At 67.2% G+C, this 16,205-nt stretch carries 13 protein-coding genes and 1 pseudogene; 12 read left to right on the top strand and 2 right to left on the bottom strand.

Features of this window, described 5'->3' with window-relative positions; all coding sequences use genetic code 11:
* The first annotated feature begins 66 nt into the window (after nucleotides 1–66).
* From BLT75_RS22030 to BLT75_RS21990, 9 genes and pseudogenes are all read left to right on the top strand, one after another.
* Nucleotides 67–912 carry an NAD-dependent epimerase/dehydratase family protein gene (locus BLT75_RS22030; RefSeq protein ID WP_093037361.1) on the top strand — a complete coding sequence of 282 codons (846 nt, stop codon included), beginning with the start codon at nucleotides 67–69 and terminating at the stop codon, nucleotides 910–912.
* A complete protein-coding gene (locus BLT75_RS22025) occupies nucleotides 909–1,526 on the top strand; it encodes a sugar transferase (RefSeq protein ID WP_093037358.1) in 618 nt (205 codons plus the stop codon). Before BLT75_RS22030 ends, BLT75_RS22025 begins: the two co-directional genes overlap by 4 nt.
* 119 nt (nucleotides 1,527–1,645) lie before the next feature.
* Nucleotides 1,646–2,539 (top strand): UTP--glucose-1-phosphate uridylyltransferase GalU, encoded by an 894-nt coding sequence (galU, locus tag BLT75_RS22020; RefSeq protein WP_093037356.1) that lies wholly within the window; start codon nucleotides 1,646–1,648, stop codon nucleotides 2,537–2,539.
* 16 nt (nucleotides 2,540–2,555) lie between these two features.
* Nucleotides 2,556–3,539 carry a UDP-glucose 4-epimerase GalE gene (gene galE / locus BLT75_RS22015; RefSeq protein WP_093037353.1) on the top strand — a complete coding sequence of 328 codons (984 nt, stop codon included), beginning with the start codon at nucleotides 2,556–2,558 and terminating at the stop codon, nucleotides 3,537–3,539.
* Between the two features lie 268 nt (nucleotides 3,540–3,807).
* Entirely contained in the window at nucleotides 3,808–5,682 is a 1,875-nt protein-coding gene (locus tag BLT75_RS22010) for a polysaccharide biosynthesis protein (protein WP_093037350.1), read from the top strand.
* A 133-nt stretch (nucleotides 5,683–5,815) separates the two neighbouring features.
* Entirely contained in the window at nucleotides 5,816–7,987 is a 2,172-nt protein-coding gene (locus BLT75_RS22005) for a YjbH domain-containing protein (RefSeq protein WP_093037347.1), read from the top strand.
* On the top strand, nucleotides 7,984–8,655 hold the full coding sequence (locus tag BLT75_RS22000) for a YjbF family lipoprotein (RefSeq protein ID WP_245706623.1): 672 nt from the start codon (nucleotides 7,984–7,986) through the stop codon (nucleotides 8,653–8,655). The genes BLT75_RS22005 and BLT75_RS22000 overlap by 4 nt, the downstream gene beginning before the upstream one ends.
* Before the next feature lie 132 nt (nucleotides 8,656–8,787).
* Nucleotides 8,788–9,123 carry a hypothetical protein gene (locus BLT75_RS21995; protein ID WP_093037340.1) on the top strand — a complete coding sequence of 112 codons (336 nt, stop codon included), beginning with the start codon at nucleotides 8,788–8,790 and terminating at the stop codon, nucleotides 9,121–9,123.
* A gap of 117 nt (nucleotides 9,124–9,240) precedes the next feature.
* Nucleotides 9,241–9,345 (top strand): annotated as a pseudogene (locus tag BLT75_RS21990) (hypothetical protein); the annotation flags it as partial.
* Nucleotides 9,346–9,399: 54 nt separating this feature from the next.
* Here BLT75_RS21990 and BLT75_RS21985 read toward each other — a convergent pair.
* Nucleotides 9,400–11,910 (bottom strand): M10 family metallopeptidase C-terminal domain-containing protein, encoded by a 2,511-nt coding sequence (locus tag BLT75_RS21985; RefSeq protein ID WP_093037337.1) that lies wholly within the window; start codon nucleotides 11,908–11,910, stop codon nucleotides 9,400–9,402.
* A 151-nt stretch (nucleotides 11,911–12,061) separates the two neighbouring features.
* On the opposite strand from BLT75_RS21985, the gene BLT75_RS21980 reads away from it, so the two are divergent.
* On the top strand, nucleotides 12,062–13,222 hold the full coding sequence (locus BLT75_RS21980) for a glycosyltransferase (RefSeq protein ID WP_342728136.1): 1,161 nt from the start codon (nucleotides 12,062–12,064) through the stop codon (nucleotides 13,220–13,222).
* Here the strand turns inward: BLT75_RS21980 and BLT75_RS21975 are convergent.
* On the bottom strand, nucleotides 13,152–13,967 hold the full coding sequence (locus tag BLT75_RS21975; protein WP_093037334.1) for an ABC transporter permease: 816 nt from the start codon (nucleotides 13,965–13,967) through the stop codon (nucleotides 13,152–13,154). The genes BLT75_RS21980 and BLT75_RS21975 overlap by 71 nt on opposite strands.
* A 400-nt stretch (nucleotides 13,968–14,367) precedes the next feature.
* Here BLT75_RS21975 and BLT75_RS21970 point away from each other — a divergent pair, with 400 nt between their 5' ends.
* Together BLT75_RS21970 and BLT75_RS21965 are read left to right on the top strand one after the other, a co-directional pair.
* Nucleotides 14,368–15,510: a KpsE/RkpR family capsule polysaccharide export protein gene (locus BLT75_RS21970; RefSeq protein WP_245706621.1), complete on the top strand. Its 1,143-nt coding sequence runs from the start codon at nucleotides 14,368–14,370 to the stop codon at nucleotides 15,508–15,510.
* A gap of 18 nt (nucleotides 15,511–15,528) precedes the next feature.
* On the top strand, nucleotides 15,529–16,182 hold the full coding sequence (locus tag BLT75_RS21965) for an ABC transporter ATP-binding protein (RefSeq protein ID WP_093037328.1): 654 nt from the start codon (nucleotides 15,529–15,531) through the stop codon (nucleotides 16,180–16,182).
* The last annotated feature ends 23 nt before the right edge of the window (nucleotides 16,183–16,205 follow it).

The raw sequence follows: 16,205 nt of genomic DNA, 5'->3' as shown, positions 1-16,205 counted from the left end.
GCCTTGATTTTTGGTGCCCGCAAGATACTGGCGTAGGACTACCCGTCAACCTGAACAAAGAGCGTCATGCCATTTCCCGCCCTTCTGGTCCTCGGAGCGACCGGCCGCATCGGCCGCGTGCTGCGCCATTTCTGGGCCGGGCAGGGGGACAGGGTGCTGTGGCAGGGCCGGTCCCGTCCGCCCGGGGCCGAGGGAGACTGGGCGGTCTTCGACCCGCTGCGCGATATCGCCGCAGCCGCGTCGGCCGCGCGGGACCGGGCGGCGATCCTGTGCCTTGCGGGCGTGACCCATGCGCAGGCGGCGCGCGGGGCCGATCTCGCGGACAATCTGCGGCTGGCCGAGGCGGCGATTCGTCTCGGCGCGGTCTCGGGCGCGCGGGTTCTGCTGGCCTCCTCGGCGGCGGTCTACGGCAACCGGCCCGGCCTTCTCGAGGAGGACCGGCCGTCCGCGCCGCAATCGGCCTATGGCGCGGCCAAGGCCCGGATGGAGGCGCAGGGCGCCGAACTCGGGGCCCGGCTGGGGGTCGCGGTCACCTCGCTGCGCATCGGCAATATCGCCGGGCTCGACGCCATCCTGGGCGGCTGGCGGCCCGGGTTCGAGCTGGACCGGTTCGCGGATGGCAGCACCCCCCGGCGCAGCTATATCGGGCCCGCGACACTGGCGCGGGTGCTGGCGGAACTGATGCAGGCGCCCGGCCTGCCGCCGGTTCTGAACCTGGCCGCGCCCGGCACCGTCGAAATGGGGGCGCTGCTGGATGCGGCGGGCTTGGCCTGGACCCCGCGCCCGGCGCAGGACGGCACCATCCCCGAGGTGCATCTGGCGACGGCGCGGCTGGCGGCCTTCACCTCGTTCGACGCGGCGGATAGCCTGCCGCAGACCCTGGTGCGGCAATGGCGGGAGAGTTCTGCATGACCTGGAGCAAACGGCTGTTCGACCTGTTCTTCGCGTCCCTGCTCGTGGTGGTGCTGGGCCCGGTCCTGCTGGGCCTGCTGCTCTGGCTGCTGCTGCGCGAGGGGCGCCCGGTCTTCTACGTGGCCGAGCGGATGAAGGGGGTGGACCGCCCCTTCATGCTGTGGAAGCTCCGGACCATGAGCGTGGTCGGGGAAGACAGCGGCGTTTCGGGCGGCGACAAGCGCGCCCGCATCACCCCCACCGGCGCCTGGCTGCGGTCGAAGCGGCTCGACGAGTTTCCGCAGCTGTGGAACATCCTCAGGGGCGACCTGAGCTTCGTCGGTCCGCGCCCGCCGCTCCGGGAATATGTCGAACGCTACCCCGAGATCTATGGCAAGGTGCTGCAATCGCGGCCCGGCGTCACCGGACTCGCCTCGATCGTCTATCACAGGCACGAGGCGGCGCTCCTGGCGCGCTGCGCCACGCCCGAGGAGACGGACGCGGTCTATTCCCGCATCTGCGTGCCGGCCAAGGCGCGGCTCGACCTCATCTACCAGCGTCGTCGCAACATGTGCTACGATTTCGACCTCGTGTTCCAGACAATCGGAAACCTGTTTCGCCGGGGTCGCGGATAGCCGCGCGGTTTGGCCGCCGGGCGGCCATTGACATTGCGCTGGTACGGCTTTCGGGATTAAGAAGGGGCAAGCGACCCCTCGGGGGTAAACAGCTGATTTTTATGTTTTGAGGATAGATCATGACGCGCAAGGTCACCAAAGCGATTTTCCCGGTTGCCGGGCTGGGGACCCGTTTCCTGCCGGCCACCAAATCGGTTCCCAAGGAAATCATGACCCTGGTCGACCGGCCGCTGGTGCAATATGCCATCGACGAGGCGCGGGCCGCCGGGATCAAGGAATTCATCTTCGTCACCTCGCGCGGGAAATCCGCGCTCGAGGACTATTTCGACCACAACCCGATTCTCGAGCAGGAATTGCGCAAGAAGGGCAAGACCGACCTGCTCGACATCCTCAAGACCACCAACATGGACAGCGGCGCCATCGCCTATATCCGCCAGCACAAGGCGCTGGGGCTGGGCCACGCGGTCTGGTGCGCGCGCCGGCTGATCGGCAACGAACCCTTCGCGGTGATGCTGCCCGATGACGTGATCGCCGCCGAACGGCCCTGTCTGCAGCAGATGGTCGAGGCCTATGCCGAGACCGGCGGCAACATGGTCGCCGCGATGGAGGTGCCGCCGGAGAAGGCCAGCGCCTATGGCGTGCTCGACGTGGCCGAGGACATGGGCTCGGTCGTCTCCGCCCGCGGCATGGTGGAAAAGCCCGCGCCCGGCACCGCGCCGTCGAACCTGGCGGTGATCGGCCGCTATATCCTCGGCCCTTCGGTGCTGCGGAACCTCAACAAGATGAAACAGGGCGCCGGCGGCGAGATCCAGCTGACCGACGCCATCGCCGAGGATATCGAGGCCGGCACCCCGGTCTATGGCTACCGGTTCCGCGGCCAGCGCTTCGATTGCGGGTCCAAGGCGGGATTCCTGCAGGCGACGGTGGCCTTCGCGCTGGCGCGCGACGATCTGCGCGACGACCTCAGCCGGTATCTGGGCGAGGTGATGCAGACCTCGAAAGCGGCGGAATAAGCGGGGTCCAGAGACAATGGCCCATGTACTGGTGACCGGCGGTGCCGGTTATATCGGTTCGCATGCCTGCAAGGTCCTGGCCGGCGCGGGCTATGTCCCGGTCACCTACGACAGCCTTGTCACCGGCTGGCGCGACGCGGTGAAATTCGGCCCCTTCGAACAGGGTGACCTGATGGACCGGGCGCGGCTGGACGAGGTCTTTGCCGCCTACCGGCCCGTTGCCGTGATGCATTTCGCGGCCCTGAGCCAGGTGGGCGAGGCGATGACCGAGCCGGGCCGCTACTGGTCGAACAACGTGACCGGCTCGCTCAACCTGATCCAGGCGGCGGTGGATGCGGGCTGTTCCGACTTCGTCTTCTCCTCGACCTGCGCCACCTATGGCGAGCATGACAACGTGGTGCTGGACGAGAACACGCCGCAGCTGCCGCTCAATGCCTATGGCGCCAGCAAGCGCGCGATCGAGGACATGCTGCGCGATTTCGAGGCCGCGCACGGGCTGCGCCACGTGATCTTCCGCTATTTCAACGTGGCCGGCGCCGACCCCGAGGGCGAGGTCGGCGAGTTCCACCGCCCCGAGACGCACCTGATCCCGCTGATCCTCGACGCGATCGACGGCAAGCGCGACGCGCTGACCATCCACGGCACCGATTACGATACGCCCGACGGCACCTGCATCCGCGACTACGTGCATGTGATGGATCTGGTCGACGCCCATGTGCTGGGGCTGAAATGGCTGGAGAGCGGCAAGCCCAGCCGGGCGTTCAACCTCGGCACCGGCACCGGCTTCTCTGTGCGCGAGGTGCTGGACCATGCCGGGGTGGTGACGAATCGCCCGGTGCCGATGCGCGAGGGGCCCCGGCGGGCGGGGGACGCCACCAAGCTGGTGTCGGGCTCGGTGCGCGCCCTGACCGAACTGGGCTGGAGGCCCGCGCGCTCGGACATGGCCAGCATGATCGCCGACGCCTGGCGCTGGCATCAGAACGGCGCATACCAGAGCTGAGGACAGGTTCGCGGCGCCGCCGACGCGGCAGAGTGGCGCATCTATCGGCGAAATCCCGCAAGCCGGCGGCGCAAGACGGTTTTTCGCCATTCGGCGTTTTGCAAATCCGAACAATTGGGATAGGGATGAGGACAGGGTTTCTGAGGCAGCGTTCCGGCCGCACGGTTTTTACGCCTTTTACACTGCGCCCGGGCAGGGCCGGCACCGGTGATTTGGGTTGCGCCCCGCGCGGCCCGGGAAATGCATTTGAGCAAGGGGGTTGGCCCGGATGTTCAGACTGATCAGCGCGCTGACCCGCAAGCAGAAAGCCTATGTGTTCCTGGCCATCGACCTGGCGCTGATCCCGGTTGCCCTGCTGTTCACCTATACCGTGCAGGCCCTGCCGACCATGCCGCTCGAAACGCTGGTCCTGACCCTGCCGGTGCTGCCCTATCTGATGGCGATCGCCGCCGGGCTGGCGCTCTGGCTGGGCCTGCCGCATATCCAGCTCAATGCCTATGAGGGGCATGCGGTCGGGTTGACCGCGGTGCTGGCGTTGCTGGTGGCGGGCGCCTCGGCGCTGCTGACCGGGGTCAGTGGGCTGGACCTGCCGCCGGGCACCCATGTGATGTTCGGGATCAGCTATTTCCTGTTCCTGGTCGCGGCCCGGGTGGTGCTCTACCAGATCGTGGTGGCGATCTACCGGCGGGCGCAGCCGCGGCGCCGGGTGCTGATCTACGGGGCCGGCACCACCGGCACCCAGCTGGCGCAGGCGCTGAAATCGCACGAACGCATCGACCCGGTCGCTTTCGTCGACGACAATACCTCGCTGCAGGGGGTGATGCTGATGGGCCTGCCGGTGTTCCCGCCGGCCCGCATCGCCGAGATCGTCAAGGCCCGCGGCATTGGCCGGGTGCTGCTGGCGATGCCCTCGCAGAGCCAGCCGAAACAGGCCCAGATCATCAAGCGGCTGCAGCAGATGGGGCTCGAGGTGCAGGCGCTGCCCTCCTTCGCGCAGCTGATCGGTGAAGAGGCGCTGGTGGACAAGCTGACCCCGGTGGCGCCGCAGAATTTCCTGGGCCGGGCGGCGCACCAGGTCGCCCTGGAGGCGGATTGCGACAGCTATGCCGGGCGCGTGGTGCTGGTTTCGGGGGCGGGCGGCTCGATCGGGTCGGAACTCTGCCGGCAGGTGCTGACCTGCCGTCCGGCCAAGCTGGTGCTCTACGAGCTGAGCGAACTGGCGCTTTATACCGTGCATCAGGAGCTTGAACAGCTGGCCGAGGACAGCGGCATCGAGGTGGTGCCGGTGCTGGGCTCGGTCACCGACCCGCGCCAGGTGCGCAAGGTGCTGACCGAGCATGGCGTGCAGGTGGTGCTGCACGCGGCGGCCTACAAGCATGTGCCGCTGGTCGAGGCCAATCCGCTGGCGGGGCTGGCCAACAACGTGTTCGGCACCCAGACGCTGGCGCGCGAGGCGGCGGCGCTGGGGGTGGAGCGGTTCATCCTGATCTCGTCCGACAAGGCGGTGCGCCCGACCAACGTGATGGGGGCCAGCAAGCGGCTGGCCGAGCTGGTGGTGCAGGACCTCGCCACCCGCCACACGGGCACGATCTTTGCCATGGTGCGCTTCGGCAACGTGCTGGGCTCGTCGGGCTCGGTGGTGCCGCTGTTCCAGGACCAGATCAGCCGCGGCGGGCCGGTCACCGTGACCGATCCGCGGGTGAAGCGCTTTTTCATGACCATCCAGGAAGCGGTGCAACTGGTGCTCAGGGCCGGGGCCGAGGCCCGCGGCGGCGAGGTCTTCGTGCTCGACATGGGCGCGCCGGTGCCGATCATGCAACTGGCCCGCCAGGTGATCCAGCGCGCCGGTTACACGGTGCGCGACGCGGACAATCCCGAGGGCGATATCGAGATCGAGATCATCGGCCTGCGCCCCGGCGAGAAGCTGGAGGAAGAGCTGACGCTGAGCCGGAACCTGATAGGCACCCGGCACCAGAAGATCTTCTGCGCGCAGGAGGAGAGGCTGTCGGAAATCGAGGTGGCCGCGGTGATGCGCGGACTGCGCGAGGCGCTGGCGGCCAGCGATGCGGTGGCGGCCAGGCAGGTGATCCTGCGCTGGGTCGAGGGCTACAGAATCTGGGAAGACAGCCGCAAGACCTCCTGAACCCGGGGCTTTCGGGTCACGCATGGCGGCCCGGTCAGCCGCGACCATTGCCAATACGATTGATCGCCGCCCCGGCTTCGTGATCTAAGGGCGGCAAGGAACGACAGGCAGGGGCGCCGGGGTGAAGAACAGGATGACAGGCAGGATGCTGGCGGCGGCAGCCGCGATCTGCATGGCCGCGCTGCCGGGGACAGCCCAGGATGCCCCGCAGGGGCAGGACGGGCCCACGACCCCGCATTTCCGGACCCTGCCGCAGCCCAGCCTGAACTTCTACGGGGTGCCGGGGGTGATCGACATGCCCTCGGGCGAGATGCTGCCCGACGGGCAGTTCACCACCACGGTCAGCTATTTCGGCGGCCAGGGGCGCTATACGCTGACCTTCCAGCCGACGCCCTGGATGTCGGCGAGCTTCCGCTACAACTCGATCAGCAACTGGAACCTGAACGGTTTTCCCACCTATTACGACCGCGGTTTCGACGTGCGCTTCCGGCTGGCGCAGGAAGGCCGCTACCGGCCGCAGATCACCCTTGGCCTGCAGGATTTCGCCGGCACCGGCATCTATGCGGCCGAATATCTGGTCGCGACAAAGACATTCCAGACCCCGCCCATGGGGGCCTCGCGCCTGCCCGGACGGCTGAAGCTCAGCGCCGGCCTGGGATGGGGGCGGCTGGGGTCCTTCGGGTCCTTCGGCGGTTTCGGCAACCGGCCGCCCTATGACCCGGCCAATACAGGCGGCCAGCTGTCCTATGACCAGTGGTTCCGCGGTCCGATGGCGCTGTTCGGCGGTCTCGAATGGCAGGTGGACGAGAAATGGGCGCTGAAGCTGGAATATTCCTCGGACGATTACGTGACCGAGACCCGGACCACCTCGGTGTTCCGGAAGAAATCGCCGGTGAACTTCGGTGTCGAGTGGCAGGCCAGCCCGCGGACCCGGCTGGGCGCCTATTACCTTTACGGCTCCGAGTTCGGCCTCAGCGCCCAGATCCAGCTGAACCCGAAACAGCCGCCGATGCCGATGACGGTGCCCGCGCCGCAGCCGGTCGCGGTGCGGCCCGACCGGGCCACCAACCCCGAGGCCTGGAACACCAGCTGGGCGGAGGCGAAACCGGCGCCGCTCTTGCGCTCGCTGCTGGGACCGATCCTGAAGGATGACGGGCTGGTGCTGGAAAGCCTCGATGTCAGCGCCGCCCGGGCCGAGCTGCGGTTCCGCAACACGCGCTACATGTCGAATGCGATTGCCATCGGCCGGGCGGCGCGCGCCCTGGCGCGGGTGATGCCGCCCTCGGTCGAGACCTTCGACCTGGTGCTGGTGTCGCGCGGGCTGAGCCTGTCGCGGGTCACCCTCCGGCGCTCGGATCTGGAGGCGCTGGAGTTCGACCCCGAGGCGCCGGAGGCGATCCTGGCCGTGGCCGGCATCGGGGCGGCGGGACCGCCCGCGGAGACGGCCGTGTTCGGGCGTGAGCTCTATCCCGATTTCAGCTGGTCGGTGGCGCCCTATTTCGCGCCGGCCTATTTCGACCCGCAGCAGCCGGTGCGCATCGACGTCGGTCTCGATTTCGGCGCCACCTACCAGCCGGCGCCGGGCTGGGTGATCTCGGGAAGGGTCTTCCAGCGTCTCGCCGGCAATCTCAAGGACGGGCGGGTGTCGACCTCGGCACTGCCGCCGGTGCGCACCGATCAGGCGCTTTACGCACAATACGGCACCACGCTGAACAATCTCTACGTGGCGCGCTACTGGCAGCCGGGCGAGGATCTCTATGCGCGGGTGACGGCGGGCTATTTCGAATATGGCTACGGCGGGCTTTCCACCGAGCTCCTGTGGAAGCCGGTGAACAGCCTGCTGGGGCTGGGGGTCGAGCTGAACTATGCGCTCAAGCGCGATTACAACCAGCGGCTGGGCTTCCGGGATTACCGGGTCTTCACCGGCCATGCCTCGGCCTACATGGATTTCGGCAACGGGCTGCACGGGCAGGTCGACGTGGGCCGTTACCTTGCCGGCGATGTGGGGGCGACCTTTGCGATGGACCGGATCTTTGCCAACGGCTGGTCGGTGGGGGCCTTCTTTACCCTGACCAATGTCTCGGCCGCCGAATTCGGCGAGGGCTCCTTTGACAAGGGCATCCGCTTCTCGATGCCGCTCGGCTGGTTCCTGGGCAAGCCGAGCCGCAAGAGCATGGGCACGGTGATCCGTCCGATCCAGCGCGACGGCGGCGCGCGGCTAACGGTGCCGGGGCGGCTTTACGGCGAGGTGCGCAAGGCGCATCAAAAGGCGCTGACCGATCAATGGGCGGGGTTCTGGGAATGAAGCGGCTGGCCTCTTTCGGATTGCTCCTATTGCTGGCGGCCTGCTCCAGCGGCACCGAGGAAGCGCCGCTGCAGGTGCAGGTGCTGAACAACACGGCCGGGCTGATCCGGCAGCGGCTCGGGCCTCCCGATGCCGGCCTGCCGCCGGTGACCCGGGCCCAGCTCGACGCGCTGGAGGGTGCGGCGCTGGAGGTGACGGTCGAGGCGCGCGACGCGGCGGCCTATCTCTATGTCAACGCCGAACGCGACGACGGCGCGGCCGGACAGGTTACCGTCTGGCGCACCGGAGACAATTCCACCATCGCCCTGCGCAACGGGGTGCTGGTGGCCACCCGGGGCCTGGGCGGCGATGTCCTGTCGAGCGAGGTGCGCGTCGGCGGCGGGCCGGGTCCCTCGGGGGGCGGCGCGCATGTGATGCTGATTCGCGGTGGCGACGAAGAGGCGCAGCGCATGGCGCTGGTCTGCGAGCTGGCCGACCTGGGGACCGAGACGATCGAAATCGTCGAACGCCGCTATCCGACTCGCCACCTGCAGCAGACCTGCAGCGGTTCGGGAGGCGAAGCAATCAACGATTATTGGGTCGACGAACGCGCCGGCCTGGTGCGGCAATCCCGGCAATGGGCGGGCCCCTATCTGGGGTATCTGCGGCTGAGACAGCTTGCGCCATAGGCAATTCGGAAACAACCCGGGGACAAAGCGCGAAAAAGTGCCGCTTTTCAGTGGACAGGCGCGCAGGGCGCGTTGAAAAGGTACATGATCTGGTCTACAACGAGGCCAAGTTCAGCCAAAAGGGGTTTGATTATGAAAAAGATGATTGTCGCTCTTGCCGCTTGCGCAATGACGATTCCCGCAATGGTCTCGGCCGATGCACTTTCCGATGCGCGCGCTGCCAATATCTGCGACGTCACTCGCGCGGAATATCTGGAAGATGGCCGCCTGAAGGTCTGGTGCACTCCGGGAACCGTGAACCCGGCCTATGCCGGCGCCGTGCAGGGTGGAGCCACTGGCGGCGGCCTGGTCGGCGGTACGCTGGGCGCAGGCGCTGCGGCAGGCATCATCGCCGGTGTGGTCATCATCGCGGCGGTTGCCAGCGACGACGAGACCACCACGACCACGACCACCACCAGCGGGTCCTGATCTCCATCGGTTCCGATGGATTGAAACACCAGGGAACAGGCCGTTTCGGCCTGTTCTTTTTTTGTGCATTTCTTGCGGCAAGGAACACCGCCCCCGGGCTGGTACGAAAGCCTGATCATCGGCGCGGTGCACCGGATGGAAAACCCCGGCAAGGTGCCGATGGTTCCGATCGAAGTGCAGACCGGCCGCTATCTGGGCGAGGATGTCTGCGCCCGCGCCTGAGCGGGCAGCCGGCGGCAGGCGGGGCCGCGCAGGCCCCAACCGCCGCCGTCGCGGTTACTGGAACAGGAAATCCTCGGCCCCGAGGGCGGCGGCGGCGATCCCGTCCAGCCTCAGCGCATTGCCCAGCCCGTCGGTGATCACCGCGCTGCCGTTGACCTCGGCCAGGTGGTTGGCGGTCAGGTCGGCGAAACCGGTGATCGCGGCCACGCCGGACAGGTCCACCCGGTCCTCGGTGGCGGAAAAGAAGAATACCGTGTCCTGCCCGGCCGAGAAGATGATCCGGTCGGTGCCCGGCCCGGCATACATCTCGTCGCTGCCCAGCCCCCCGTCGATCACGTCGTCGCCCGCCGCACCGTACAACGTGTCGTTGCCGTCATTGCCGAACACCGTGTCATTGCCCAGCCCGCCAAACACCTGGTCGTTGCCGGCGCCGCCCGAAACGCGGTCGTCATCGACCCCCGCGCCGACGCGGTCGTCGTCGTCGCCGCCGTCGAGCGTGTCGTTGCCTCCCGCGCCCCAGAGCTCATCATTGCCGGCGCCGCCGCTCAGCGAATCCGTGCCCCAGAAGCCGCCCAGCGTGTCCGCCCCGGCGCCGCCTTCGATGGTGTCGTCCCCGAACGAGCCCCAGAGCCCGTCGTTGCCGTCGTCGCCATGGATCTGGTCATTGCCGGCCGAGCCGCCCAGGGTGTCGCTGCCGCCACCGCCCCGGATCGTGTCGTCGCCCGCCGCGCCATAGGCCTGGTCGTTGCCCCAGCCGCCCAGCAGCAGGTCGTTTTCCGTGGTCCCGCCAAGCAGGTCGTTGCCCGCGCCACCGTCGAGCGTGTCCCCCCCCGGACCACCATAGAGCGTGTCGTTGCCGCCCAGCCCCAGGATCGAATCATTGCCCGCAAACCCCGAGATCAGATCGTCGCCTTCGGTGCCGGTCAGGGTGTCGTTGCCGCCGGTGGGTTCGGTGGTGCTGCCGATGAGCGCCAGGGTCTGATCGGAGAAAACCAGGTATTCGATGCCGGTCAGCGTGTCGGTCCCCAGCGCCGAGGACACGACGGTCGCGTCGCCCTGCCGGGTGACCGTGGCCTGGGCCATGGCCAGGGCATAGACCGCCCGGTCGCCGGTTCCGCCACCGCCCTGGATCAGGTCGTTGCCCGCCCCGCCGGTCAGCCGGTTGTCGGCGGCATTGCCGGTCAGCGTATCGTTGCCGGACCCGCCCACCGCGTTCTCGATCACGGTGCCGAAGGCGATGCCCATGTTGCCGATCAGCCCGTCCACATCCGAGAAATGCCCCGCGCGCAGGTCGATGCGCTGCGCCGCGGTGACAAAGCTCATATCCACGGTGTCGGTGCCGCCGCTGTCGACCAGGGTAAAGGCGAAGGGATTGTCGCGGAACAGCGCCGGGTCGGCCGCCGCCTCGCCCGACCAGAGCCGGAACAGATCGCCGAGATAGCCGGTCAGGTTGGTGCCCGCCCCATAGACGGTATCGCCGCTGCGCAGGGTCGTCGGGGTGCCATAGATCTGCTGGATGGCCAGGACATCGGCCAGCATCGGGGTGACCGCCACCGCCCGGCTGGCAATGATCGAGGTGTTTTCGGTCTGGTTGAAATAGGACATCGCCGACATCTGCCAGCTGTCATTGGCAAAGACCTCGTCCTGCCCATAGACGGCGTCGGCGTTGTAGAGACCCGGATGCCCCAGACCCAGTGCATGACCGATCTCGTGGATATAGGTCATGAAGGTGTAGTTGTCGTAGCTCAGGATGCCGTTGCCCCAGTTCTGGGTGATGTTCACCTCGGCCGACAGCTGGGTCTGGCCGGAGACGCTGGCATTGGTGATCGAGCCGGGCATGTCGGAGCGGAAAGTGATCTGCGCGCCACTACCGCCGGTGCCGCTGACCACGTCCAGCGCATAACTGCCGCCACCGCCATCCGCGGCCTGCACGTCGAGCAAGAAATACCCGTCGCCGGTGGCGGTGAAGCTCATCACCGGATCCGGATTGCCGGGGGCCACGTCATCGACGGTGAGCAAGGCAGCACCGTTGACGTCCCGCAGCACCAGCAGCGGGTCGGACAGGCTGATGCCGGTCAGGGTGATGGTATAGTTCGTGCCATTCGTCACGTCGAGGCGCACCCAGTCGCTGTTGTCCGCCCCGCCCAGCGTGCCGTTGAACCGCTCTCCCGGCGCGACCTGCGCGGTGGTGGAGACCCCGGCGGCGGCATCCCCGTTCTCGCTCACCTGCGCCAGCGGCTGGGGAACGAAATCCACGAAGGTGATGCCGGTCACATCCGACCAGGCCTCGAGCGCGGCCCGGGCAACCGCCTGCCGGGCGGCATCGAGCCCGCCGAGATCGACGGTCAGGCTGTTGCCGCTTCCCAGCTCCGGCGCGCGCGGCCCCTGACCGAGACCTGCCCAGTACCCGTTCACCATGTAATCGGCGATCTCCGCCGGGGTCCCCTCCACGCTCTGGCTGATCGAGACCGACACCGCGGGCACGGCGTTCAGCGGCTCGGCGGACAGCGCGGCATAGCCGCATGCGGGATCGAATGGTCGGAACGAAGTACAGATCTGGCACATGGAACGAGGCTCCCGGTCTTTGATATTCCGCAGACGGCTATCACAGAGACCTGTAAAATCCCCTTACGACCATCCCTTGTTTCGAAAGGGCTGACCCGCACCCGCTTCTGCTTGAGTCTTTTCGACGCCTATCTTTCCCGATGAATCCGACATGGGCAAGACCGCGGCGGGCGACATGGGAGCGCAAGGCGGGGGCGCAGGGTTTGACATGCGAGGGCATTTATGTGTTTTGCCTCTCATGCAGTCCACCGTTCCAGCCGCCCCCTCTTCCGCTCTCCCGCCGCGCCGTCTTGTCGCGGTGGTGGTCACCTACAACCGGCTCGAGAAGCTGCGCGCAACCGTGGCCCGGCTGCTGGAGGCCGCGCCCGGACATCTGGCGGCGCTGGTGGTGGTCGACAATGCCTCGACCGATGGCACCGCCGACTGGCTGGCAGGGCAGGACGACCCCCGGCTCGACGTGCTGCGGAACGAGATCAATACCGGCGGGGCCGGCGGGTTCGAACGGGGCATGCGCCACGCGGTCGCAGCCCATGCGCCCGACTGGCTGTTGCTGACCGATGACGACGGCCGTCCCGCGCCCGGCGGGCTGGCGGCCTTTCACGCCCTGCCCGGGGACCGCTGGGATGCGGTGGCGGCGGCGGTCTATTTTCCCGGCGGCGAGATCTGCGAGATGAACCGCCCGTCGCGCAACCCGTTCTGGCACCGGCGCGAGTTCCTGCGCACGCTGCTGGGCGGCGGCCGGTCGGGGTTTCACGTCCAGCCCGCCGATTACGACGGGCCCGGGATGCAGATCGACGTGACCTCGTTTGTCGGCTTCTTCATCTCGCGCCAGGCGATCGCGCGGATCGGCTATCCCGATCCGCAGCTTTTCATCTATGGCGATGACGGGCTCTATACGCTGGGGCTGACCCGGGCCGGCGGGCGGATCGGGTTCGAGCCTTCGGTGCGGTTCGAACACGATCTGAGCACGTTCGAAGGTCAGCGCGGGCGCTTCCTGCCGCTGTGGAAGGCCTATTACTATCACCGCAACCTGCTGATGCTCTACCGGATGGCGGCGGGCTGGCTGTTCCTGCCCGCCTGTCTTGCCATCCTGCCGAAATGGCTGCTCAAGACGCGCCATCACAGGGGCGAGCGCCGCGCCTTCCTGCGGCTGATGGGCCGGGCGATCGCCGACGGGATGCGCCGGCGCACCGATCTGCCGCATGCGGCGGTGCTGGCGCTGGCGGGCCCGGCGGGGCCGGTCAGGCGTTCAGGATATCCCGGTGATAGCGGCTCAGAAGCAGAAGCCCCAGGACCAGGGGTATCAGGCTGAAGAAGAGCACATAGGGCACCGAAACATACTGCGGTGAATACATCGGGTAGAAGCCGGACCGCGACAGCGCGGAGATGTGGATCAACGGATTGAACCACAGGATATCCTGGGCAAACTGCGGCAGGTCCTCGTAGAGGAAGAAGATGCCCGAGGCCAGGAACAGCGGCCGGGTGGCCATCGACCAGACCAGATCCCAGACATGGATCATGCCGATCAGCAGGCAGTTGAGAACCCCAAGCCCCAGCCCCAGCAGGGCCGCCAGCGCCATCGCCTCGACAACGGGGCCCAGTTCGATCACGGTCCGGGTGTCGCTGACCGCCAGGATTCCGGTCAGCAGCAGATAGGTCACCAGCACCCCGGTCAGCAGGTTCAGCAGGAACCGGGCCAGGATCGCGTCAACCCAGGTGACGGCAGGATATTTCAGCAGCGGCTTGGAAAAGGTGATCGAGCGCGCCACCAGCAGCGACAGGCTCTGGTACAGGTTGAAGGGCAGATAGGCCGTTGCATAGAACAGGATGAAACTGTTGCCCAGCTGCGGGGTGCGCATGATCAGGGAAAAGGCCAGCCCCAGGATCAGGATCGCGCCCAGCGGCTCCAGCACCGCCCAGAGATAGCCGCCGGGCGAGCGGCCGTAGCGGGTCGACATCTCGCGCAGCATCAACGCCATCACCGTCCGCACCGTGGCAAAGCGGCGGTTGGGCCGGACCCGGCCCCGGGGAAGGTCCGAGGGCAGATCGGGCGTCATGGACGGGGCCTTGTCATGCTGTTATTACCCTTCGCAATTCTGTACGAGTTCCAACAAGATTTATGACGGCCTTATACCGAGACGGGTTTCCATGACAAAGACTATTCAGGCTGTACCTTCCGCGGAGCCGGGTGCCACCGGGCAGAAGGACGCCCCGGCACAGGCGGCCCAGGCAGCACAACCGAAGCCGGATCAGAAACCCGCGGCCGCCCCCGGCGCGCAAGCGCCAAATAGTCCAGCCGCGCAAGCGCCAAAGCCCCAGGGCGCGCAAACGCCAAATCCGCAAGGCCCCGGCGCGCAAGCGCCAAATAATCCAGCCGCGCAAGCGCCAAAGCCTCAAGGCGCACAAGCACCGAAGCCCCAGGGTCAGGGCCAGGGCCAGTGGCAGCAGCCCACGGTAGTGGTGCGCCCCGTCGCCAGCCCCGCCACCGTGAAGCGGCGGCACTGGGGCCTGATGGCAAGCTTTGGCCTGCTTGTCCTGATGCCGCTGCTGGCGCTTGCCTTCTATCTGTGGGTCGTCGCCGACGACCAGTACAGTTCGACCACCGGCTTCATCGTGCGCTCCGACGAGGGCGAGGCGGCCTCGGAAATGCTGGGCGGGCTGGCCCAGCTGGCCGGCGCCAATACCGCCTCGGACAGCGACATCCTCTACGAATTCATCCAGAGCCAGGAAATCGTCGAGGAGATCGACTCCATGGTCGATCTCAGGGCGCATTATTCCGCCGGCTGGCCGCGCGACTTCCTGTTCACCATCTGGCCCGATGCCACGCTCGAGGATCTGGTCTGGTACTGGCAGCGGGTCGTGCGGATTTCCTATGATCGCTCCAGCGGGCTGACCGAGGTGCGGGTGCTGGCCTTCGACCGCGAGACCGCCCGGACCATCGCCGCCGAGATCGTGCGGCTGAGCCAGGAGCTGATCAACGACCTGAACGTCCAGGCGCGCGAGGACGCGCTGCGCTATGCCCGGGCCGATCTGGACGATGCGATCGCCCGGCTCAAGCTGGCCCGCGAGGAGATGACCCGGTTCCGGACCCGGACCCGGATCGTCGATCCGGTCGCCGATCTGCAGGGGCGCATGGGGGTGATGAACAACCTGCAGCAGCAGCTGGCCACGGCGCTGATCGAATACGATCTGCTGCGCGACACGGTCAGCGCCAGCGACCCGCGGGTGACCAATGCCGAACGGATGATCGAGGTGATCCGCGAGCGCATCGCCATCGAACGGCAGACCTTTGCCAGCAGCAGCACCGAGACCGGCGCGGTGGGCGAGGACTATCCCTCGCTGCTGGCCGAATTCGAAAGCCTGACGGTGGACATGAAATTCGCCGAGGAGACCTATCGCGCGGCGCTGACCGCGCTTGACCTGGCGCGCGCCAATGCCGCCCGGCAAAGCCGCTACCTGGCCACCTATATCGACCCGACGCTGGCCGACGACTCCGAGTTTCCGCGCCGCTTCGTGCTGATCGGCCTGGCGGGGCTGTTCTTCGTGATGCTCTGGTCGATCCTGGCGCTGGTCTATTACAGTATCCGCGATCGTGGCTGAGCCGCCGGGATAACCGCGATGATCCGTTTCGAGCATCTCACCAAGAGCTTCCGCGTGCGGGGCGAGCGCAAGATCGTGCTGGATGCGATCGACATGACCCTGCCCTCCGGCAAATCGGTGGCGCTCTTGGGGCGCAACGGGGCGGGCAAGTCGACGCTGTTGCAGATCGTCGCGGGCACCATGCGCGCCGACAGCGGCCGGGTCTCCAGCAACGGGTCGATCTCCTGGCCGGTGGGGTTCGGCGGCTCGTTCCACGGCGAGCTGACAGGGGCGCAGAACGTGCGCTTCCTGGCCCGGATCTATGGGGTCGATACCGAGGGGCTCCTGGCCTTTGTCGAGGATTTCGCCGAACTGGGAAAACATTTCCACATGCCGGTGCGCAGCTATTCGGCGGGCATGCGCTCGCGGCTGACCTTCGGCGCTTCGATGGGCATCCCCTTCGACACCTACCTTGTGGACGAGGTGACCGCGGTGGGCGATGCCGCCTTCAAGCGCAAGAGCCAGGCGGTGTTCCGCGAGCGGATGAAAAGCGCGGGCGCGCTGATGGTGAGCCATGCCATGGCCGAGTTGCGGCAGTTTTGCGAGGCGGGCGCGGTTCTGGTCGAGGGCAAGCTCTATTATTTCGACGACCTCGAAGAGGCGATTGCACTGCACCTCGAGGTGATGCAATGACCCCCGAAGAGATATGATACCGA

The organism is Ruegeria marina, assembly GCF_900101475.1.
GTDB classification, from domain to species: Bacteria; Pseudomonadota; Alphaproteobacteria; order Rhodobacterales; family Rhodobacteraceae; genus Ruegeria_B; species Ruegeria_B marina.
This window is presented reverse-complemented; position numbering and strand designations above follow the sequence as displayed.